A 21,197-nucleotide genomic window follows, 5' to 3' on the forward strand; every position below is an offset into this window, starting at 1 on the left:
CTCCACTGCCTTTAAGTCGCTACGTCAGGGGGCCGGCTGTTGACGCCACTCATATGCCCTTTGCTTTTCCATGGTTTCTGCCGAACCTTCCCTCGGATTTTTCTGCACACGCGCGACAGCTTTCTCTTTAGCATCTGCGCAACATCAATAAACGCTTACTTATTTTCTGCTTGTCTCGCTGAAACCCCTTCGCCATAATTGTCTCACCTATTAATCATTGTTTTATAGGTAAGACAAAATCGATGCGAGAGTCGGCACGTCGTCGTTGACGGCGACGATGTCGACACGGGGCGTATCACAGCCTCAAAGCATCAGGAAGCAAACAGGAGTGGATGGTGAAGAGACGCAGTATCGGCGCAGCCTGTCTTCTGGCATGCGTTGGCGCGGCACATGCCGCAGGCAATTTGTTGCAGATTTACGGCACGGTCGACGACGGCCTGACTTATGTGAGCAATCAAGGCGGCGGACGGCTGTTCAAGATGGACGCTGGCATCGGTCAGCCGGACCGCTTCGGTCTCAAGGGACGTGAAGACCTCGGTGGCGGTCTTGCTGCAGTGTTTCAACTCGAGCAGGGCTTTAACACCAGTTCCGGGGCGTTGATCAATAGCGGGGTGGAGTGGAACCGTCAGGCCTGGGTCGGGCTGGCGAGCGATCGGCTCGGTACGGTGTCGATCGGCCATCAGACGGACTTCATGCAGGACGTCTCGATTCGCTATTCGAACGGCTTCTGGCAGCACAATCTCTACGCCTATCACCCGGGCAACCTCGACAATCTCGCGAACTCCTCGCAGATCGACAACGCGGTGAAATGGAACAGCGCGAGCTTTCACGGACTGACCGGCGGCCTGATGTACGGCTTCGCAGGCGGCAACGCGCTCGGTCGCACGATCGGTGCTTACCTGAAGTACGACAACGGACCGCTCTCGCTTGCAGCGACCTACGTAAGCATCAACAAGCGGACTTTCGACTTTTCGTCACGTCTGGGGATTTCGTCGATCTTCGGCCAGTCGGCGCTCTCCGCGACGAATCTGTTCAAGTCGGACGCCGTGAACAACACTGGCGTCGGCGCCTCCTATCGCATGTCGTCGCGCTGGAACGTGCATGCGCTGTACACCCGCAGCGAGGTGCGCGCGCCGGGCGGCTCGGGCAACATGTTCAACTACGACGTGGGCACGGAGTACCGCGTGACGGAGGCAAATGCGCTTACGCTGGGCTATTCGTACTCGTCGTTCAATCACACCCACTACAACCAGATCGAAGCGGGCGACCTTTACTCGTTCTCGAAGCGCACGCAATTGCAGGCGCAGGTGACGTACATCGCCGCGACGGGTAATAACCACGCCGCGTCGTATCCGATCGGGGCATCGAGCAATCACGATCAGATGCTGGTGCGCGTCGGGATGTATCACAGCTTCTGATGCGCGACACCGTCGGTGTGGCCGTCGTGCCACGCCGAAGGCGTTGGCGATCGATGGCAGGTTTTCGGGCGCGTGCGCCCTCGCACATTACGAGATTCAATATGTCAGTTTCTCTGCCCCCGTCGTCCGGGCAGCGCCCGTCGAAGGTGCGCTACTGGATGCTCTTTCTGGTCTTCGTGGGCACGGTCATCAACTACGTGGACCGTGCCAATCTTTCGGTTGCTGCGCCCATGCTCAAGCAGGAGTTTGGACTCGGCCCCGTCGAACTGGGCTTCATTTTCTCGGCCTATGCGTGGACGTACGTGATCGCCAATATTCCCGGCGGCTGGGTCATCGATCGCTTCGGCACGCGTGCGATCTATGGCGTGGCCATTCTGAGCTGGTCGGTGTTGACGTTCATGCAAGGGTTCACGTCGCGCTTCGCTACGCTGTTCGGCATGCGTCTGGGCGTGGGCGTTGCGGAAGCGCCGACCTTTCCGGTGAACAACCGCGTCGTCTCGATCTGGTTCGCGCAACGCGAGCGAGGTGTGGCCACGAGCGTTTATCTCGTGGGGCAGTACATCGGCATGGCGGCCCTCACCCCGGTGCTGTTCTGGATCGCTCATACGTGGGGATGGCGCGAGATTTTCTATGCCACCGGCCTGCTGGGCATCGTCTGGGCAGGCGTATGGTTCGTTGGCTACCGCGATCCGGACAAGTGTTCGTGGGTAAACGCCGCGGAGCTTGAACACATTCGCAGCGGCGGGGCGCTCGTCGAGGTCCAGTCCACGCAAAAGGCCGAGGCGCAGAAATTCCCATGGCGCAAGCTGCTGGTGCTGTTTCGCAATCGCCAGATCATCGCGATCTGCGTGGGTAAGTTCGCGTCGCTGTCTTCCCTGTACTTCTTCCTGACGTGGTTTCCGACGTACCTGATCACCGAGCGCCACATGACGGTGCTCAAGGCGGGTGGCATGACGTCGGTGCCGTTCGTGGCGGCGTCGATCGGGGTGGTCTGCGGCGGTCTGCTCTCGGACTGGCTGCTGCGTCGCGGTGTCGCTGTCGGCACGGCGCGCAAAACGCCGATCGTCACGGGCCTGTTGCTGGTGCCGACGATGTCGCTCACCGTGCTCACGGACGCCAACTGGCTCGTGATCGCCATCATGTCGTTTGCCTTTTTTGCGCAAGGCGTGGCGTCGGCATCGTGGTCGCTCGTGGCGGACATCGCGCCCAAGGGCATGGTCGGCATTACCGGAGGCGCGGTGAACTTCGCGGGCAACCTCTCCGGCATCATCACCCCGATTGCGATCGGCTTCATCGTGAAAGCGACCGGCTCGTTCGGCTGGGCGCTCGGCCTCATCAGCCTGTTCGCCATCGCCGGCGTGCTGTGCTACTTGCTGCTGCTAGGCGAAGTGAAACGTATTGAACTCGACGACGATGCGGAAGATGCGGAAGATGCGGAAGATGTGGACGGTGCGCCCAGTCGTGTGACGAGCAAGGCACGAACGATTTAAGGTCGTGCCAGGTGTCAGGCCTCCACGGCCTGACGCCGATAGTCGCCCGGGCGCGCGCCTGTCCACTTGCGAAATGCCCGGAAGAAGGCGCTTGGGTCCGCAAATCCCAACGACAGCGCAATCTCCAGCATGGGTTTTGACGTGTGGCACAGCGCGTGAATCGCCAGGTCGCGCCGCAACTGATCCTTGATCGACTGATACGACTGCCCCTCTTCCTCAAGCCGCCGACGCAACGTCGAGGGCGTGGTGTGGAATTCACTCGCCAGCGTTTCGAAGGCAGGCCAACTGTCGGTCGGCAACGCCTTCAGCCGTCGCCGCACCCTGGCCACCATCCCCTTGGTGTTCTTGTACTTGAGGATGATGTTGCCCGGCGCCGCACGCAGAAAATCCTTGACGCTCACCTCGTTCTGCACGACCGGCAAGTCCAGACACGCTGCGTCGAACTCGATGGCCGTGTGTGCGGCGTTGAAGACCAGACGTGCCGAATACATCGTGCGATATTCATCGCTATAGACCGGCTCGTCGAATGCGAAGTAGGCGGTGCTGAGCGTGACGCGCCGCGCAATCAGCCAGCACGTCAGCGCGTAGAAGAGGATCAGAAGTGTTTCATGTCCGAAAATGCGAGGGGCCCGCGCATCCGCGCGCTCGTGCACTTCCAGGCGGGCAAGCGCACCGTCGCGCACCAGACGCATCTCGAGATCGTCGAGCAACAAGCCGAAGAAACGCGCCGCGCGCTGCAACGCCTGCTCCAACGTTCGGCACGTGACGACGCTGTGGCACAGCATCGCAAAGCTGCCGACCTTCATGCGGCGCGAATCCTGACCGAAGAATTCGTCGTCCAGCGCGAGACTGATCAATCGCCAGAGGTGGGCATAGCGATCTGCCGACACACGGCCCTGCGCACGCGTGAGCAACGAGGGCGCAATGTCGGCGGCGCGAAGCAGTGCCGACGGATCGCCGCCGAGTCGCTCGACATGCGCCAGTGCGTTGATGACGAAATGTATCGAAATGCTGCCTTTTTCCATGCGTCGCGAATCGGAACCGGCGGAATGCCATAGCGGGGGACGCAGGAATTCTAGCAGTGCGGCCCGCGATGGCGCTTCCGGCGCCGTCCGAAAAGCGGATCGGCGTATTCCGAATTCGCTCGCGAACCGGGGCATGGCCTCGTTCGCGATGGGAGAGCTCGATGCCGGGCAGGCTTACTTCGGTGCCATGCGAAGCGCGCCGTCAAGGCGAATCACTTCGCCATTGATCATGGTGTTTTCGACGATGTGGCGTACCAGGGTGGCATACTCGGACGGACGACCCAGGCGCGGCGGGAAGGGCACCGAGGCGCCCAGGGCCGCCTGCACTTCCGGGGTCATGCCTGCCATCATCGGGGTTTCGAAAATCCCCGGCGCGATCGTCACGACCCGTACGCCCACGCGCGCGAGTTCGCGTGCTGCCGGCAGCGTCAGGGCGGCAACGCCTCCCTTCGACGCAGCGTAGGCCGCCTGACCGATCTGTCCGTCGAACGCAGCAACCGACGCCGTGTTCACGACCACACCGCGCTCGCCCTCCGCGTCGGCCTCTGCCTCGGCCATGGCCGAGGCCGCGATACGCAACACGTTGAAGGTGCCAATCAGGTTCACGTTGACGATGCGAGCGAAGCTATCGAGCCGGTGGGGGCCTTGTTTGCCAAGAATGCGTTCGCCGATGACGAGTCCGGCGCAATTGACGACACCGTTCAATGTGCCGAAAGCGTTTCTGGCGGTATCGACAAGCCGCTGAACATCGTCTTCCTTCGTGATGTCGGTGGCGACGAAGCGAGCGGCATCGCCCAGCGCTGCGGCCTGCTTTGCCCCGGCTTCGGCGTTGATGTCGCCGAGCACCACCCTGGCGCCGGCGTCGACGAACATGCGCGCGGTTGCCGCACCGAGGCCGGACGATGCGCCGGTAACGAGAAAGATACGATCCTTGATTTGCATGAGCTGCGGTTCCTGAAGAGTCAGCGTCGGAGGTGCTGGAGGTGCTGGAAGCGTTGGAGGCGTCGATAAGAGGCGCTCAGGCCGCCGCGGCAGACGCCTGCGCCGCCTTCGCGATTTCCTGATTGCGCAGAATGAAGCGCTGGAGCTTGCCGCTCGGCGTCTTGGGCAGTTCCGCGACGAATTCGATTTCTCGCGGGTAGGCGTGCGTCGACAACCGATGACGGACATGCTCCTGCAATTCGCGGGCCAGGGCATCGGTTGGGGCAAACTGCGCATGCAGCACGACGAACGCCTTGACCAGTTCCGTGCGCTCCGGGTCCGGTTTGCCGACCACCGCCGTTTCGACGACCGCCGGATGTTCGATCAGCGCGCTCTCCACGTCGAAGGGGCCAATGCGATAGCCCGACGAGGTGATCACGTCGTCGTTGCGACCGACGAAGCTGATGCTGCCGTCCACGTTGCGCTCGACCGTGTCGCCGGACAGGTAGTAGTCGCCCACGAACGCGGGCGTCTCGCGTTCCCAATAGCCCGTGAACCACATCAGCGGCGATTGCTTGCGATCCAGCGCGAGGACGCCGGGCACGCCGACAGGGCACTCACGCCCTTCGTCGTCGAGCACCACGACGCGGTGCCCGGGCGACGCGAAGCCCGCTGCACCGGACTGCACCGGATGGGCCAGCGCGTGGTGATTGCACACGACCATGCCCAGCTCCGTTTGCCCGTAATGATCGTGAATGGTCACGTCGAGGTGCTCCGCGAACCAGCGAATGACCTCGGGATTGAGCGGCTCGCCTGCGCTGGACACCGCGCGCAGCCGGCCCTTGACCGGCGCGGCGGCCTTGTCGCCACCGGCGATCAGCAGACGGAAGGCCGTGGGCGAACCGGCGAGGTTGGTGATGCCGAGCTTGTTGACGATGCGATACGTGCTCTCGACGGTGAAAGGGCCGTCGTAGAACGTGGTGGGCGTGCCCGTCGCGAGCGGGCCTGTGACGGCGTAATACAGACCGTACGCCCAGCCGGGATCCGCAATGTTCCAGAAGGTGTCGGTCGGGCGCAGGTCGACGGCGTCGCGCATATAGCCCACGAACGCGAGAATGGCGCGCAGCGGCACCATGACCGGTTTGGCTGCTCCCGTCGTGCCCGAGGTGAACATCATCATGAAGGGATCGTCGCCACGACGCATGACCGGCTCGAACGTTGCGTCATGCTGCTCGAGCTCATGCCAGAAGCTGAAGTCGCCGCGTTGCACGCCCTGACCGCGTGGGCCGCTGACAGTGACGACCGGCGGGCAGCTCGCCACTTCGTGGAGCTTGCTGCGATTCGCGGCGTCCGTGACGACCAGCTTGCTTTGCGCGCTGTGCAGCCGGTGTTCGATGGCCTTCGGCCCGAATGCCGTGAAGAGCGGCTGATACACGGCGCCGGCGCGCCACGTGCCGAGAATCGTGACCAGCAGTTCCGGCGTGCGAGGCAGCAGGCCGCTGACACGATCACCCGGCTGCACCCCCTGTTCGCGCAGGAAGTTGGCGAAGCGGGCGGAAAGCGTTTGCAGTTGCTTGAACGTCCACGTCTGGCTCGTGCCGTCCTTGCCTTCCCAGAAAAGTGCGATGCGCCCGGGAAGGGCATGCCGGTCGCAGCATTCGACGCACGCGTTCATGGCGTCGAGATCGCCGTCCAGTGTGGCGCGTACCGTGGCGTCGAGGTCGAAAGCCTCATAGGCCTGTGCGTAATCCGCAGTCATGGGTTGTCTCCTGTTGTCGGAAGCCGGCCGGCAGGTGCGCCGCGCATGGAAGATCCCGGCGCACATGACCGCCCGCCCGTGGCGTCGTCTTTGGACCCAGGAAGGGCGCGACGCTCGTGGGCATTGGTGAAATCGATCCTAATGGGTCGCGCTCACGGCAGGCAATGGCTAAACGGGTCAGAGTGCGTGAGGGATTTATCCACTCCGCAGTCAGGGGGATTGCGCGGCGCAGCAAAGACCACGGGCGTGGCAGCACTCGACGCTTCGCCACGTTGGCGGGCGGCAAGGGTTTGTCCTTATCGGAATACGGACGATTCCGATGGCAATTCCGCTCAGCCAATTTGCCGTTTTTGGCTATGGTGCCAAGGCCGTGTGATCCCTACACTGGACCCATCGACAAGGCGCAGGCGTCGACAATGGGTTCGGCTTCATGTCGAATACCTTCGGAACAGGCCGGGGCGCAGGAGACAAAACATGGATTTTTTCACTGAAGACCAACGCATGATTCGCGATATGGCGCGTGCGTTTTCCAGCGAACAACTCGCACCGAACGCTGCACAGTGGGACAAGGACTGTACGTTGCCCGACGCGATGGTCGCGCAGATGGGCGAGTTGGGTTTGCTCGGCATGATGGTGCCGGAGCAGTACGGCGGGTCGTACACGGACTACACGGCGTATGCGCTGGCCATGGAAGAGATTGCGGCCGGTTGCGCCTCGACCGCCACGATGATGTCCGTCCATAACTCGGTTGGCTGTGCGCCGATTCTGAAATTCGGCACCGATGCCCAGCGTGAGCGTTGGCTTCCCGACCTGGCGGCCGGCAAGAAAATCGGTGCGTTCTGCCTGACGGAGCCTCAGGCCGGATCCGAGGCCAACAATCTGCGAACGCGCGCCGAGCGTCGTGGCGACAAGTGGGTGCTCAACGGCAGCAAGCAGTTCGTGACCAACGGCAAGCGTGCGGCAGTGGCGATCGTATTCGCTGTCACGGACCCTGCGGCGGGCAAGCGTGGCATTTCGGCGTTCATCGTGCCAACCGACACGCCGGGGTTTGAAGTCGGTCATCCCGAGCACAAGCTGGGTATTCGCGCGTCCGACACGTGTCCGATCACGCTCGTGGACTGCGAAGTGGGCGATGAAGCCATGCTTGGCGAGCCGGGGCAGGGATTGAAGATCGCGCTGTCCAACCTCGAAGGCGGCCGCATCGGCATTGCTGCGCTGGCGCTGGGCATCGCGCGTGCGGCATTCGAAGCCGCGCTTCAATATGCGAACGAGCGTCAGCAGTTCGGCAAGCCGATTCGGGAACATCAAAGCATCGCGAACATGCTGGCCGACATGACCACGCGAATCAACGCGGCGCGCTTTCTGATTCTGCACGCGGCGGCGCTGCGTACGCAGGGGCTGCCGTGTCTGTCCGAGGCGTCGCAGGCAAAGCTCTTTGCCTCCGAACTTGCCGAGTGGGTATGCACCCATGCGATCCAGATTCACGGCGGCTACGGGTATCTCGAGGACTACCCGGTGGAGCGCTACTACCGCGACGCCCGCATCACCCAAATCTACGAGGGCACCAGCGAGATTCAGCGTCAGGTCATCGCCCGTGCGCTTGACTGAGACGGCGCGGCATTGCGTTCCAGTATCGCGAGGAGAACGACGAGTGAGTTTGCACGATAGCGGCATCGAAACGCAGGACGAAGTTCTGTTCGACGTGATCAACGGGTTCGGGGTGATCACCCTCAATCGGCCGAAGGCGCTCAATGCCATCACCCATGGCATGGTGCGTGCCATGTGGGCGCAACTTAACGTGTGGATCGACGACCCGTCCGTGCATGCCGTGCTGATCGAGGGCGCCGGGGAGAAAGCGTTCTGTGCCGGCGGCGATGTCCGCGCACTCTATGAAAGCCGCGTGAGCAACGCGACCGACCACCAGGCATTCTTTGTCGACGAGTATCGCCTCGACTACCTGATTCACCGATATCCGAAGCCGTATATCGCGCTGCTCGACGGCATCGTGATGGGCGGAGGCATGGGGGTGGCGCAGGGGGCGGCATTGCGCATCGTGACGGACCGCACGCGTCTTGCCATGCCGGAGACCGGCATCGGGCTGTTCCCGGATGTGGGGGCGAGTTGGTTTCTCGGGCATCTGGCCCCGACGCTCGCACGCTATCTGGGACTCACCGGCGTGACCATCAATGCGGCCGATGCGCTTTACTGCGGTCTGGCCGATGTCTGGCTCGAAGGCGACGCCAGTGCGCAATTGCGTGAAATGCTGGAACGGTTCGACTGGGCGCGGGTAGTGGAAGGTGCATCAGGGGCGTGCGGTGTGGTCGGAAGCGGGCGGGCAGTCGATGCCGGTCGTGTCCTCGACGCCCTTCGCGCTGCGATCCTTCCGCTGGGCCGAACATGGACGGACGCCGCGCCGCTTGCACGCGTGCGAGCCGCCTTGGACAAACATTTCAGCGCCATCGATGTGCGGGGGATTCTGGCGTCGCTACGCGCCGACGTGGACGTCGGGGGCGACGCCTGGGCAGAGGAAACGCTGGCAGTCCTGCAGCAGCGCTCGCCGCTCAGTCTGTGTCTGACGGACCGGCAATTGCTCAAGGGCCGGCGTATGGACCTGGCCGATGCGTTCCGCATGGAGCTGGTGTTGGGCTATCACGCATTTGCGTCGGGCGATTTCGTCGAAGGCGTGCGCGCATTGCTCATCGACAAGGACAAGCAACCGCGCTGGCGTTACGCCACACTGGCCGATGTGCCGACCGAGGCGGTCGAGGCGTTCTTCGTCTCGCCGTGGGCCGACGGCGAACATCCGCTGAATGCCTTGGGGCGCTGAGCAAGCTACCTGAGAACGCCGCGCGTCACGTTGACGCCAGGTCCGACAGCGCAGGCGGCGCGTCTTGGCGAGCGCCGCGCGTCCGCGCGCACGAGGATCGACCAGGGCGGCGCTTGAACTCGGCGAAACGCATGCGACAATGCCGGTTTTGCGGGGGACCGCACAATCCGTTGGAGTCCAGATGCTCGTCGAAATCGCCCGTCTGTTGCTAGACCTCGTCTTCTCGCTATTCGGCGCTTTGTTGCTATTACGTGTGTGGATGCAGGCGACACGACTGCCCCCGCGTAACCCGCTCTCACAAGGCGTCTTCCAGTTCACCAACTGGATTGTGTTACCGCTGCGGCGCGTTGTGCCTGGCGTCGGTGGTATCGATTGGGCGTGCGTGATCGGCGCATGGCTGGCTGCCATTGCGTACCTCGTGCTGATCACCGCGGTGGTGGGGGTGTCGCCGGTTTCGGTGTTCCCGAGAGGCCTGCTCGTGGCGCTGGTGCTCGTGGCCAAGTGGGGGGCGAATCTGGTGATGTGGCTCACGCTGCTGATGGCCGTGCTGTCGTGGGTGAATCCCCGTGCGACTGCCATGCCGATTCTCCAACACCTGCTCGACCCGCTGCTGCGCCCCATCCGTCGCGTCATCCCGACGGTCGGCGGTTTTGATTTGTCGCCGCTGGGGCTGTTTCTGCTGATGCAGATTCTGCTGATCGTGCTCGCGCGACTGAGCCTGTTCTTCGCGACGCTTTGATGATGTCCCGGCAGGTGGCGATGCTGCCTGCCTAACGCGAACGCGTGCTTTGATGTAATTCGGGTGATTCGGCGGCCTGCCAGCGCCGCAACGGCCAGCATGGCCGCTCCGATTTCACGTCGCTACCACTTCGGTCTCAGTGCCTTTTCGCGTCAACGTGACGTTCGCGTCGTCTCGACGTCACGTACCCGCGCTCTTGGCTGGCGCCATCGACAGACGCGGGGCTTGCGCAGGCTCAATCCCTGAGCGCGACAGTCCCAGCCGTCGCAACACACGGTGACCGTCTTCGGTCACGCTCACTTTCGTTTGTCCCTCCGCCACGGCGACCTGCACCAGACGGGCCTGCTCCAGTGCAGCGAGATCGGGCGATTCGAGCGCATCGGCGTCGATCGGTCCAAAGGATGCGGCCGCCAGCAGCAGCGTGGCGATTTCATGCGGGCTCAGCATGGTCATGCTCCTTGAGGCGAATAGTGTTCACATCGACATAGTCAGCGTAATGGGCAGATGTAAGCCCGCGACTACGCCATGTTTACTGCACGTTACGACTCGCCTCCGACCAAGCCTCCCCAGGCGGTCCTTCGACTGTCCTGTCTCTGTTGCCTGACATCACGTGCCGCTCGCCATCCATCGGGCGCGTGACACCGTACTTCAACGTCGGATCGCAAAGGGTCCGGCAAGTTCGTGCATTCGGGTTTCCCCTAGTATGCCCGCTTTTCGCGTATAGAGGGACCGATCCCCCCTTGTTTTGACAGGGTTTGCGGGGTGGCGGGGGGATGGGGCGTGACCGACGGGGACGTCCGTCACCGTTTGAACTATTTTTTTTCTTTTGACGGGGTATCGATGAAAATATACTTTCCTTCACTCTGAAGGATTGTTGCCACTCATGATTGACGCCGACTCGTTGCCCGCCGACTTGCCGCTCACCGAGCGAATCGTGCGCGCCATGCCCGAACTGACCCCTGCGCAACAGCGCATGGCGGCGTTCGTGCTCGACAACACGTTTCGTGCGGCAACCATGCGCATCGACGAATTCGCCGATGCGGTCGGTGTCTCGCTTGCCACAGTGAATCGTTTCGCCCGGGCGCTCGGTTTCGACGGTTATCCGCAATGTCGTGCCGCCATGGTGCGCGGCTACGAAGCGACGCTCGCGCCGATCGAGAGCCTGCGCACGAGCAAGGCGCAGGCGAGCGCAGCCGCCGACGTGATGGCCGCGTCACTCGCGCAAGCCATCGAGAATCTGGACTGGACGCGCCGCGCCCTGGACGCCGGCACCTGCGAGCGCGCCGTGGACTCGATCTTGCAGGCGCATCGCATTTACGTACTGGGTCTTGGCGCAAGCGGCTATCTTGCCGGTCTGCTGCACCACGGTCTCGATCCGTATTGCGAGAATGTGCAATCGGTCGTCGGCGCAGGCGGATCGACACACGCCGCACGCCAGCTTTTCAAATTGCGCGAGGGCGACCTGGTGATCGCGCTCGGCTTCCCACGCTACGTCTCCGATACCGTGACGTTGTGCCGACGCCTGCGCGGGCGCGGCGTCTCGGTGATGGTGCTGACCGACAGCCCCACGTCGCCGCTCGCGCCGCTGGGGGATATTGTGATTTTCGTGCGCAGCAAGCCGCGTCTGTCGAGCAACTCCGAAGCGAGCGTGCTGGCCATGATCGATGCGATCTGCGACGCGGTCGCGCAACGCGCCAAGCACGCCGTCGATCGCGCCACCGAACTGACGGACTTCCTGCTGCCGTGGCTCGATTCGGCGTCGCTGAACGCCGCGGGGGCGCCGAATGCGCCGGCCAATGCGGTAGCGTCGGGGCGCGCGGGCACCTCACAACATAGCGCCACCTCGGTGGCGGCCAGTGCCACGGCAACCGCGCTATCGAACGCGGCTGTCGCCGCGACGACCGTCGCGCAAGGCCTCCCGAACCCGGCCCATCAGGCCACAACCCGTCATGCTCGCGGTGCGTCGTCAGGCGTCACGGCCGGGGCGACGGCGCCGGACAGAAAGGACAACGCATCATGAGCCACGCCCAGCGTGCGGTCATCGCCATTCACGGCGGTGCTGGAACGATCAGCCGCGACACGTCGCCCGAAGAACTCAAGGCGTATCACGAGGCGTTGGCCGATGTGCTGCGCGCCGGTCAGGCAGTGCTGGCCGCCGGAGGTTCGGCGCTCGACGCCGTGACCGAAGCCGTGCGTCACCTCGAAGACTGCCCGCGCTTTAATGCGGGGCGCGGCGCGGTCTTCACGCACGAAGGCACGCACGAGCTTGACGCCGCCATCATGAACGGCGCCACGCTCGACGCGGGCGCTATCGCCTGCGTACATCGAGTGCGCAACCCGATCCTTGCAGCCCGCATGGTGCTTGAGCGCAGCCCGCACGTGCTGCTCGTCGGTGAAGGCGCGGAAGCCTTCGCCGCCGCGAACGGTGCGGCGCTGGTCGATCCGGAATATTTCTTCACCGAAGCGCGTTACGACCAGTTGCAGCGCGCGCTGGCCAGCGCTGCCGTCTCGCTCGATCACGACATGCCGCTCAAAAAAGAGCCGATCGATCCGGACACCAAATTCGGCACGGTGGGCGCGGTCGCCTGCGACATGCAGGGGCACGTCGCCGCGGCGACATCGACGGGCGGGATGACGAACAAGGCCGTCGGACGCATCGGCGATTCGCCCCTGATCGGCGCCGGATGCTATGCAAACGATGCGACCGCAGCGGTCTCGGCCACCGGCACGGGCGAGGCGTTCATTCGCGCGGTCGCCTGCTACGAAGTCGGCGCACTGATGGCGTATGCCGGACTGTCGCTTAACGACGCCGCCGAGCGCGTGATTCGAGAGCGTCTGCCGCGAGTCAATGGCCGGGGCGGAATCATTGCGGTCGACGCGCAGGGCAACGTGGCGCTCCCGTTCAACACCGAAGGGATGTATCGCGGCGTGGCTCGCGTGGGCGAAACGCCGGTAACGGCCATTCACGAATAAGCGAGATGGGAAGACCCGCTCATTCCCGGATGAGCGAGCAGGCGAGCAGACAAGCAGGAAAGGGTGGGCGGCACCGATCACAATGCCTCCCGTCCGGTACCGGATTGAGCCAGTGAAGATAAGCGAGGACAGGCGTGGCTGAGCGTAAGACAACCCCAACGATTTCGTTGCCCGACGAGCGCGTGCTCGACGTGAGCGGCATCACCGTGCAGTTCGCGACGTCCGAGCGCGTGGTCACGGCCGTGCGTGATCTGTCCTTTCACGTCGACCGCGGCGAAACGCTCGCCATCGTGGGCGAATCGGGATCGGGCAAGTCGGTGACGTCGCTCGCTGCCATGCGGCTCGTCGAGAACGGCGGTGGACGCATCACCCAGGGCTCGATGATCATGCGCCGCCGCAACGGCAAACTCGTCGACCTGACGCGCGCGAGCGGCAGCACCATGCGCAGCATTCGCGGCGCCGACATGGCCATGATCTTCCAGGAGCCCATGACCTCGCTCAATCCGGTGTTCCCCGTCGGTGAGCAGATCGCCGAATCCATTCGCCTGCACCAGGGCAAGGACACCGCCGCCGCGCGCGCCGAAGCGTTGCGCATGCTCGAACTTGTGCGCATTCCCGAGGCGCGTCGCGTGCTCGGGCGCTTCCCGCATCAACTCTCGGGCGGCATGCGCCAGCGCGTGATGATCGCGATGGCGCTCTCGTGCAAGCCGGGACTGCTCATCGCCGACGAACCGACGACCGCGCTCGACGTGACGATTCAGGCACAGATTCTGCAACTGATTCGGGCGCTGCAAGACGAGATGCACATGGGCGTCGTGTTCATCACGCACGACATGGGCGTGGTGGCGGAAGTGGCCGACCGCGTGCTGGTCATGCACCGTGGCGACAAGGTGGAAGAGGGCCGGTCGGCCGAGATCTTCGCCGCGCCGCGCGAACGTTACACGCAGGCACTGCTCTCGGCGGTGCCGCGTCTGGGATCGATGCAGGGCACCGATTTGCCGGCCCGCTTCCCGTTGTTGCGCTACGACGCGCCGGCCGACGCCAAACCCGCCGCCGAAACGCCGCAACCGACGGTCAGAACCGACGCCGGTCCGATTCTGCGCGTCAAGGATCTCGTGGCGCGCTTCGACGTGCCCTCAGGCTTCTTCGGTCGGGTGAAACAGCGCGTGCACGCCGTCGAGCGTGTGAGCTTCGACCTGTATCCGGGTGAGACGCTGGGCCTCGTGGGCGAGTCGGGGTGCGGCAAGTCGACGACCGGTCGCGCATTGCTGCGTCTGGTCGCGAGCCAGGGCGGTTCCATCGAATTCGGCGGCAAGCCGATTCACGACCTCGCAGGCCGCGCCTTGCAAACGCTGCGCCGCGACATCCAATTCATTTTCCAGGACCCGTTCGCGTCGCTCGATCCGCGTCTGACGGTGGGCTTCTCGATCATGGAGCCGTTGCTGGTGCACGGCGTCGCCAGCGGCGCCGAAGCCGAAAAACGTGTGGCCGAGCTGCTCGAGCGCGTGGGCTTGCCCGCCGAGTATGCGCAACGTTACCCGCATGAATTTTCGGGCGGTCAGCGTCAGCGCATTGCGATTGCCCGCGCCCTCGCGCTCAAGCCCAAGGTCGTGATCGCGGACGAATCCGTCTCGGCACTGGACGTCTCCGTGCAGGCGCAGATCATCAACCTGATGCTCGATCTGCAAAAGGAGTTCGGCATCGCTTTCCTGTTCATCTCGCACGACATGGCGGTCGTGGAGCGCATCAGCCACCGTGTGGCGGTGATGTTCCTCGGGCAGATCGTCGAGATCGGTCCGCGTCGCGCCATCTTCGAGAACCCGCAGCATCCGTACACGAAGAAATTGATGTCGGCCGTGCCGATCGCCGATCCGGCGCGTCGCCATGCCAAGCGCGAGTTGCTCACGGAAGAGATTCCGAGCCCGATCCGTCTGGTCGGCGATGAGCCGCAGGTGCAGCCGCTGGTGGAAGTCGGTGCCGGGCACTTCGTGGCGCGTCACCGCGTGGCCGGGGCGTACTGATCGATTGCGGGACCCGTGTCCCCGGGGGGGCATGCGTTTCGCGGAAGTTTTACGCAGTCTCAGGCAGCGATGCGCAGTCATTGGCGGTCGTTAGCTGTCGTCGGAAGTTTCAGGCAGTTGCACGTCTTGTTGTCACCTTAATGCCCGCCAAGTGGCGCAGTCGAACGACTCGCCTGCGGCGACCCCGTCAGACCAGAAGGAGAAAGACAGATGTCGAAAAACGTTTTGTTGGGCGCTCGCTGGAAAACCGCGCTCGCGTCCGTCGCCGTGGCGTCCGCCGTGTTCGGTACCGCCCCGGCGTTCGCCGCCAAGGATGTCGTGATGGCCGTGCAGTCGACCTTCACGACGATGGATCCGTACGACGCGAACGATACGCTGTCGCAAGCCGTCGCGAAGTCGTTCTACGAAGGCATGTTCGGTTTCGACAAGGACATGAAGCTCGTGAACGTGCTCGCCGAGAGCTACACCGTCTCCCCGGACGGGCTTGTCTACACGATCAAGCTCAAGTCGGGCGTGAAGTTCCAGGACGGCACGACCTTCGACGCCGCTGCGGTGAAGGCGAACTTCGATCGCGTGACGAACCCGGAGAACAAGCTCAAGCGTTACAACCTGTACAAGGAAATCGCCAAGACGGAAGCGGTCGATCCGCACACGGTGAAGTTCACGCTGAAAGAACCGTTCTCGCCGTTCATCAACACGCTGGCGCACCCGTCGGCCGTGATCATCTCGCCTGAAGCGCTCAAGAAGTACGGCAAGGACATCGCGTCGCACCCGGTCGGCACCGGCCCGTTCGAGTTCGTCGAATGGAACCGTACCGATTACGTGAAGGTCAAGAAGTTCGACGGCTACTGGAAGAAGGGCTACCCGAAGGTCGACACGATCACCTTCAAGCCGGTCGTCGACAACAACACGCGCGCGGCCGTCATGCAAACGGGCGAAGCCGGTTTCGCTTTCCCGGTGCCGTATGAGCAAGCCGACGGCCTGAAGGCCAGCGGCAAGGTCGACGTGATCGCCGGCCCCTCGATCATTCAGCGCTATGTGAGCTTCAACACGAAGCAAAAGCCGTTCGACGACGTGCGCGTGCGTCAGGCCATCAACTACGCGATCAACAAGGAAGCGCTGGTAAAGGTGGCGTTCGCGGGCTACGCCATGCCGGCCGAAGGCGTGGTGCCCAAGGGCGTCGACTACGCGGCCAAGACCGGCCCGTGGCCGTACAACCCGGCCAAGGCCAAGGAACTGCTCAAGGAAGCGGGCTACCCGAACGGTTTCGAGACCACGCTGTGGTCGGCCTACACGTACACGACGGCGCAGAAGGTGATCCAGTTCGTGCAGCAGCAACTGGCGCAGGTCGGCATCAAGGCGCAAGTGCGCGCCCTGGAAGCCGGTCAGCGCGTCGAGCTGGTCGAGTCCGCACCGGATCCCGACAAGGCGCCGGTGCGCATGTACTACGTGGGCTGGTCGTCGTCGACGGGCGAAGCCGACTGGGCGCTGCGTCCGCTGCTGAGCTCGGAGTCGTTCCCGCCGAAGCTCTTCAACACCGCCTACTACAAGAACGAGGCGGTCGACGCCGACTTCACCAAGGCGCTGCAGACAACCGACCGCGCCGAGAAGACGAAGCTGTACACGGATGCGCAACAGAAAATCTGGAACGATGCGCCGTGGGCCTTCCTCGTGACGGAAAAGCTGCTGTACGCGCGCAACAAGAATCTGTCGGGCGTGTACACCATGCCTGACGGTTCGTTCAACTTCACCGATATCTCGATGAAGTAATCGAAGCCATCACCGGTGAAGTCGAGCGCAATGCGCTCGCGTGATGTTCCCCGCGCCGCCGGCTCCGGCTGGCGGCGCGGTTTACCGCAAGACACGGTTTTGGCAAGACGTTCGGCAAGATTGCGATGCTCAATTACTTTCTCAAACGCCTGCTCGGCCTGATCCCCACGCTGCTGATCGTGGCAGTGCTGGTGTTCGCGTTCGTGCACATGCTGCCGGGCGACCCGGCGCGTCTGGCCGCGGGTCCGCAGGCGGACGAGGCGACCGTGGCGCTGGTGCGCCAGGATCTCGGCCTCGACAAGCCGCTGCTCACCCAGTTCACGAACTTCATCACGCACGCGGTGCGTGGCGACTTCGGTCTGTCCATGCGCAGCAAGCAACCTGTCTCGCAGGAGATCTCCAGCCGCTTCATGCCAACGCTGTGGCTCACGCTGGTGAGCATGGTCTGGTCGGTGCTGATCGGCATGGGCCTCGGGGTAGCGTCCGCCGTGTGGCGCAACCGCTGGCCGGATCGGCTCGGTATGACGTTCGCCGTGTCGGGTATCTCGTTCCCGGCGTTCGCACTCGGCATGTTGCTGATGCAGATTTTCTCCGTGCAACTGGGCTGGCTGCCGACCATTGGCGCCGACTCCTGGAAGAGCTACATCCTGCCCTCGATCACGCTGGGCGCGGCAGTGGCCGCCGTGATGGCGCGCTTTACCCGCTCCGCCTTCGTCGAGGTGCTGCACGAGGACTTCGTGCGCACCGCGCGGGCGAAGGGGCTCAACGAAATGCACGTGGTGTTCAAGCATGCGCTGCGCAACGCCATGATTCCCGTCGTGACCATGATGGGATTGCAGTTCGGTTTTCTGCTCGGCGGCTCGATCGTCGTCGAGGTGGTGTTCAACTGGCCCGGACTCGGACGCCTGCTGATCGACTCCGTCGAGATGCGCGACTATCCGGTGATTCAGGCGCTGGTGCTTCTGTTCTCGCTTGAGTTCATTCTGATCAACCTCGTGGTCGACGTGCTGTACGCCGTCATCAACCCGACCATTCGTTACAAGTGAGGCAAGCAAGATGAGCGCAAGCCAACCGACAACTCAACCGGGTGCAGCGAACGCGGCCGCCGCGAGCGGCAACCGGGTGCGCACGCCGTGGCGCGAATTCTGGCGCAAGTTCAGGAAGCAGCACGTTGCGATGGTCGCCGGCGTGTTCGTGCTGCTGCTGGTCGTTCTCGCGATTCTCGCGCCGCACCTCGTGCCGTTCGATCCGGAGAATTTCTTCGACTATGACGCGCTCAATGCGGGCCCGTCCGCGAAGCATTGGTTCGGCGTGGACTCGCTCGGTCGCGACATCTTCAGCCGCGTGCTCGCGGGCACGCGCATCTCGCTGGCCGCCGGCTTCGGCTCGGTCGCGCTGGGCGCGATGATCGGCACAGTGCTCGGGCTGCTCGCCGGATATTACGAGGGCTGGTGGGACCGCATCGTCATGCGTATCTCCGATGTGCTGTTCGCCTTCCCGGGTATCCTGCTCGCCATCGGCGTAGTGGCCGTGCTGGGTAACGGCATGATCAACGTGATCGTGGCCGTGGCCATTTTCTCGATCCCCGCGTTTGCGCGGCTCGTACGTGGCAACACGCTGGTGCTCAAGCATCTGACGTACATCGAAGCGGCGCGCTCCATCGGCGCGTCGGATTGGACGATCATCATGCGGCATATTCTGCCAGGCACGGTGTCGTCGATCGTCGTATATTTCTCGATGCGCATCGGCACGTCCATCATCACGGCGGCAAGCCTGTCGTTCCTCGGGCTGGGCGCGCAGCCGCCTACGCCGGAGTGGGGCGCGATGCTCAACGAAGCGCGCGCCGACATGGTCAATGCGCCGCACATCGCCATTTTCCCGAGCCTGGCCATCTTCCTGACCGTGCTCGCCTTCAATCTGCTCGGCGACGGCCTGCGCGACGCGCTCGATCCGAAGCTAGACCGGCATTGACGCACTGATGCATTGATGTTTTCACTGGAGCGCGAAATGATCCCCGTGTCAGAGTTTCGCGAAGCGTTGTTCGGCGCACCCCATGTCGGGCTTCTGCCCGCCGGGCCGCGCGACGCGATCACCGACGTGCCCGGGGTCTTCGTTGGCCATGTCACGCTCGCCGACGGACCGGTGCAAACGGGCGTGACGGTTGTCTGCCCGACACCGGCGAGCCCGGCAGACGCCGGCGGCGCGAGTCCCGACGCGGCGTCGCCGAGCGTGCAGTGGGATCCATTTCGCACCAAGATTCCCGCCGGCGCCGCCGTCATCAACGGCTTCGGCAAGAGTGTCGGTCTGATGCAGATCGACGAACTCGGTGTGGTGGAAGCGCCGCTGGCGCTGACCAACACGTTCTCCGTCAGTCACGTCGCCCTGGGCCAGCTGCGCGCGGCCATCGCAGCTAACCCGGACATCGGTCGCGGCGCACCATCGCTCAATCCGACGGTGTTCGAGTGCAACGACGGCTACCTCAACGACATGCAGGCGTTCGCCGTGACGGAGGCGCATTACGCACAGGCGCTCGCGAACGCGTCGTCGGACTTCGCGCAAGGGGCCGTCGGTGCGGGACGCGGCATGTCCAGTTTTGGCCTCAAGGGCGGGATCGGGTCGGCATCGCGTCTCGTGGAAACGGCGGGCGCGGCGTTTACCGTGGGGGTGCTGGTGCTGTCGAACTTCGGCCGCCCGTCGCAGCTGACCATCGCCGGTCGGCACGTCGGCCCGGTCCTCGACGAGCGCCTCGCGCATCCCGAACAACGCGCCGCGCCTGAGCGGGGCTCCATCATCATGCTGGTGGCCACCGATGCGCCACTCGACGCGCGGCAATTGCGCCGCGTGGCGACACGCACCGGCGCCGGGCTGGCGCGTACCGGTTCGGTCTACGGCCACGGCAGCGGCGATGTTGCGCTGGCGCTCACGACGGGGTACACGATGGCGCACGATGCCATGGGGCGCGTCGCACCTGCGGCGCTCGTGCCCGATGCATTGCTCGATCCGATTTTCCAGGCGACGGCCGACGCCACCGAACAGGCGATCCTGCACGCCCTCTTTGCTGCCGAGTCCGTGCTCGGGCGCGACGCTCACGTGCGACGCGCACTGGCGGACGTGCTGCCCGACTGGGCCACGCTCTAGGCCGGCAGTCGATGCCGGCCCGGTCCTGAGGCCGGGCCGGCGCCATTCATGAGATGACCGACATTATGCGAATCCTGATTTCCACCGATATCGAAGGCGTCGCGGGCGTTTTCCATGCCGAACAGACGCGCGCCGGGAACGGCGAGTACGAGCGGGCACGCCGCTGGATGACGCGCGAGGCCAACGCGGCCGTCGAAGGCGCTTTTGCCGGCGGCGCGAACGAAGTGATGGTGAACGACTCGCACGGCGGCTTTCGCAATCTGCTGCCCGACGAACTCGATCCACGCGCACGTCTGGTGCTGGGCAAACCACGCTATCTGGGCATGGTCGCCGGGGTGGAAGCCGGTTGCGATGCGCTGTTCATGATCGGTTATCACGGCAAGGCGCAGAGTGCCGGGATTCTGGCGCATACGATCAACAGCTTCGCGTTCGCGCGCGTCTGGTTGGGCGGCGTGGAGGCGAGCGAAGCGATGTTGTACGGCGCGCTGGCCGGCGAACGGGGCGTGCCGATGATCATGGCCAGCGGCGACGACGTCTTTTGCGAGGAAACGCGGCTCATCTTCCCGTCGGCGCGGTACGTGCAGACGAAAGCGGCGTGGGGGCAGGGCAGCGGCATGACGCTCAGTCCCTCGCAGTCGTGCGATCTGATCCGCGAAGCTGCCAAGGTGTCGCTCGAAGACTCGCGCAAGTGGCATACCTACACTGTGCAAACGCCCGTCGAAGTGCGTTTGCAGGCCCAGACGACGGCGCTGGCCGATCTGTTTTGCCAGTGGCCGACGCTCGAGCGCATCGACGGCGTCACCCTCCAGTTCGAAGCGCCCAGTGTGGAGGCTGCGGTTCGCATGCTGAACTGCTTGTCCGCCATGTCGTTCATGCTGCGTTGAACAAGATCTGACCGCCCATCGCCCGCCGAGCGGGGGAAACAGGACACGGAGGACACGGAGGACACGGAGGACACGGAATTCGCCGCTTCGAATGCAGGGACCCCGGTCCAAATCGGGGCTTAACCTTTTGATTTGCAGGGGAATTGTGGCGTTTTGTCATCGGTTTTTCCCTGTCAACCGATCAGCCATTGCCTGCGCAACCGCGCCAGCCTTGGTGCAGCGTTTTTGCGTT

17 protein-coding genes are annotated in these 21,197 nt (G+C 63.8%); 13 read left to right on the top strand and 4 right to left on the bottom strand.

The window, feature by feature from the left end; genetic code table 11:
* The first annotated feature begins 335 nt into the window (after positions 1-335).
* Together UC34_RS07520 and UC34_RS07525 are read left to right on the top strand one after the other, a co-directional pair.
* On the top strand, positions 336-1,418 hold the full coding sequence (locus UC34_RS07520; protein WP_167370644.1) for a porin: 1,083 nt from the start codon (positions 336-338) through the stop codon (positions 1,416-1,418).
* Positions 1,419-1,519: 101 nt separating this feature from the next.
* Complete coding sequence (locus UC34_RS07525; protein ID WP_237165267.1) at positions 1,520-2,908, top strand: MFS transporter; 1,389 nt, start codon at positions 1,520-1,522, stop codon at positions 2,906-2,908.
* A gap of 14 nt (positions 2,909-2,922) precedes the next feature.
* On the opposite strand, the gene UC34_RS07530 is transcribed toward UC34_RS07525, so the two are convergent.
* The 3 genes from UC34_RS07530 to UC34_RS07540 form a co-directional block, all read right to left on the bottom strand.
* Positions 2,923-3,933: an AraC family transcriptional regulator gene (locus UC34_RS07530; RefSeq protein WP_044455044.1), complete on the bottom strand. Its 1,011-nt coding sequence runs from the start codon at positions 3,931-3,933 to the stop codon at positions 2,923-2,925.
* A gap of 174 nt (positions 3,934-4,107) precedes the next feature.
* Positions 4,108-4,875 carry an SDR family NAD(P)-dependent oxidoreductase gene (locus UC34_RS07535; protein WP_044455046.1) on the bottom strand — a complete coding sequence of 256 codons (768 nt, stop codon included), beginning with the start codon at positions 4,873-4,875 and terminating at the stop codon, positions 4,108-4,110.
* Between the two features lie 76 nt (positions 4,876-4,951).
* Positions 4,952-6,613, bottom strand: coding sequence for an AMP-binding protein (locus UC34_RS07540; protein WP_044455047.1), 1,662 nt, complete (start codon positions 6,611-6,613; stop codon positions 4,952-4,954).
* A gap of 474 nt (positions 6,614-7,087) precedes the next feature.
* Between UC34_RS07540 and UC34_RS07545 the strand changes: the two genes are divergently transcribed.
* The 3 genes from UC34_RS07545 (at position 7,088) to UC34_RS07555 (ending at position 10,179) form a co-directional block, all read left to right on the top strand.
* Positions 7,088-8,221 (top strand): acyl-CoA dehydrogenase, encoded by a 1,134-nt coding sequence (locus tag UC34_RS07545; protein WP_044455048.1) that lies wholly within the window; start codon positions 7,088-7,090, stop codon positions 8,219-8,221.
* A 43-nt stretch (positions 8,222-8,264) separates the two neighbouring features.
* Positions 8,265-9,440, top strand: coding sequence for an enoyl-CoA hydratase/isomerase family protein (locus UC34_RS07550; protein ID WP_044455049.1), 1,176 nt, complete (start codon positions 8,265-8,267; stop codon positions 9,438-9,440).
* 181 nt (positions 9,441-9,621) lie between these two features.
* On the top strand, positions 9,622-10,179 hold the full coding sequence (locus tag UC34_RS07555; protein ID WP_044455050.1) for a YggT family protein: 558 nt from the start codon (positions 9,622-9,624) through the stop codon (positions 10,177-10,179).
* Positions 10,180-10,359: 180 nt separating this feature from the next.
* Here the strand turns inward: UC34_RS07555 and UC34_RS07560 are convergent, their stop codons facing one another.
* Positions 10,360-10,626, bottom strand: coding sequence for a hypothetical protein (locus tag UC34_RS07560; protein WP_044455051.1), 267 nt, complete (start codon positions 10,624-10,626; stop codon positions 10,360-10,362).
* A 436-nt stretch (positions 10,627-11,062) separates the two neighbouring features.
* On the opposite strand from UC34_RS07560, the gene UC34_RS07565 reads away from it, so the two are divergent.
* From UC34_RS07565 to UC34_RS07600, 8 genes are all read left to right on the top strand, one after another.
* Positions 11,063-12,199, top strand: a complete 1,137-nt coding sequence (locus tag UC34_RS07565) for a MurR/RpiR family transcriptional regulator (protein ID WP_052810935.1) — start codon at positions 11,063-11,065, stop codon at positions 12,197-12,199.
* Positions 12,196-13,152, top strand: coding sequence for an isoaspartyl peptidase/L-asparaginase family protein (locus tag UC34_RS07570; RefSeq protein WP_044455053.1), 957 nt, complete (start codon positions 12,196-12,198; stop codon positions 13,150-13,152). The genes UC34_RS07565 and UC34_RS07570 overlap by 4 nt, the downstream gene beginning before the upstream one ends.
* A gap of 134 nt (positions 13,153-13,286) precedes the next feature.
* Positions 13,287-15,173, top strand: a complete 1,887-nt coding sequence (locus UC34_RS07575; RefSeq protein ID WP_044455055.1) for a dipeptide ABC transporter ATP-binding protein — start codon at positions 13,287-13,289, stop codon at positions 15,171-15,173.
* Positions 15,174-15,383: 210 nt separating this feature from the next.
* Entirely contained in the window at positions 15,384-16,943 is a 1,560-nt protein-coding gene (gene gsiB, locus UC34_RS07580; protein WP_044455057.1) for a glutathione ABC transporter substrate-binding protein GsiB, read from the top strand.
* 125 nt (positions 16,944-17,068) lie between these two features.
* Positions 17,069-17,989, top strand: a complete 921-nt coding sequence (gene gsiC / locus UC34_RS07585; protein ID WP_044455059.1) for a glutathione ABC transporter permease GsiC — start codon at positions 17,069-17,071, stop codon at positions 17,987-17,989.
* 10 nt (positions 17,990-17,999) lie between these two features.
* Positions 18,000-18,914: a glutathione ABC transporter permease GsiD gene (gene gsiD, locus UC34_RS07590; protein ID WP_044455061.1), complete on the top strand. Its 915-nt coding sequence runs from the start codon at positions 18,000-18,002 to the stop codon at positions 18,912-18,914.
* Positions 18,915-18,950: 36 nt separating this feature from the next.
* Positions 18,951-20,081 carry a DmpA family aminopeptidase gene (locus tag UC34_RS07595; protein WP_044455064.1) on the top strand — a complete coding sequence of 377 codons (1,131 nt, stop codon included), beginning with the start codon at positions 18,951-18,953 and terminating at the stop codon, positions 20,079-20,081.
* Between the two features lie 65 nt (positions 20,082-20,146).
* Positions 20,147-20,965, top strand: coding sequence for a M55 family metallopeptidase (locus tag UC34_RS07600; RefSeq protein ID WP_044455065.1), 819 nt, complete (start codon positions 20,147-20,149; stop codon positions 20,963-20,965).
* The last annotated feature ends 232 nt before the right edge of the window (positions 20,966-21,197 follow it).

It is taken from the genome of Pandoraea vervacti (assembly GCF_000934605.2).
GTDB lineage: Bacteria > Pseudomonadota > Gammaproteobacteria > Burkholderiales > Burkholderiaceae > Pandoraea > Pandoraea vervacti.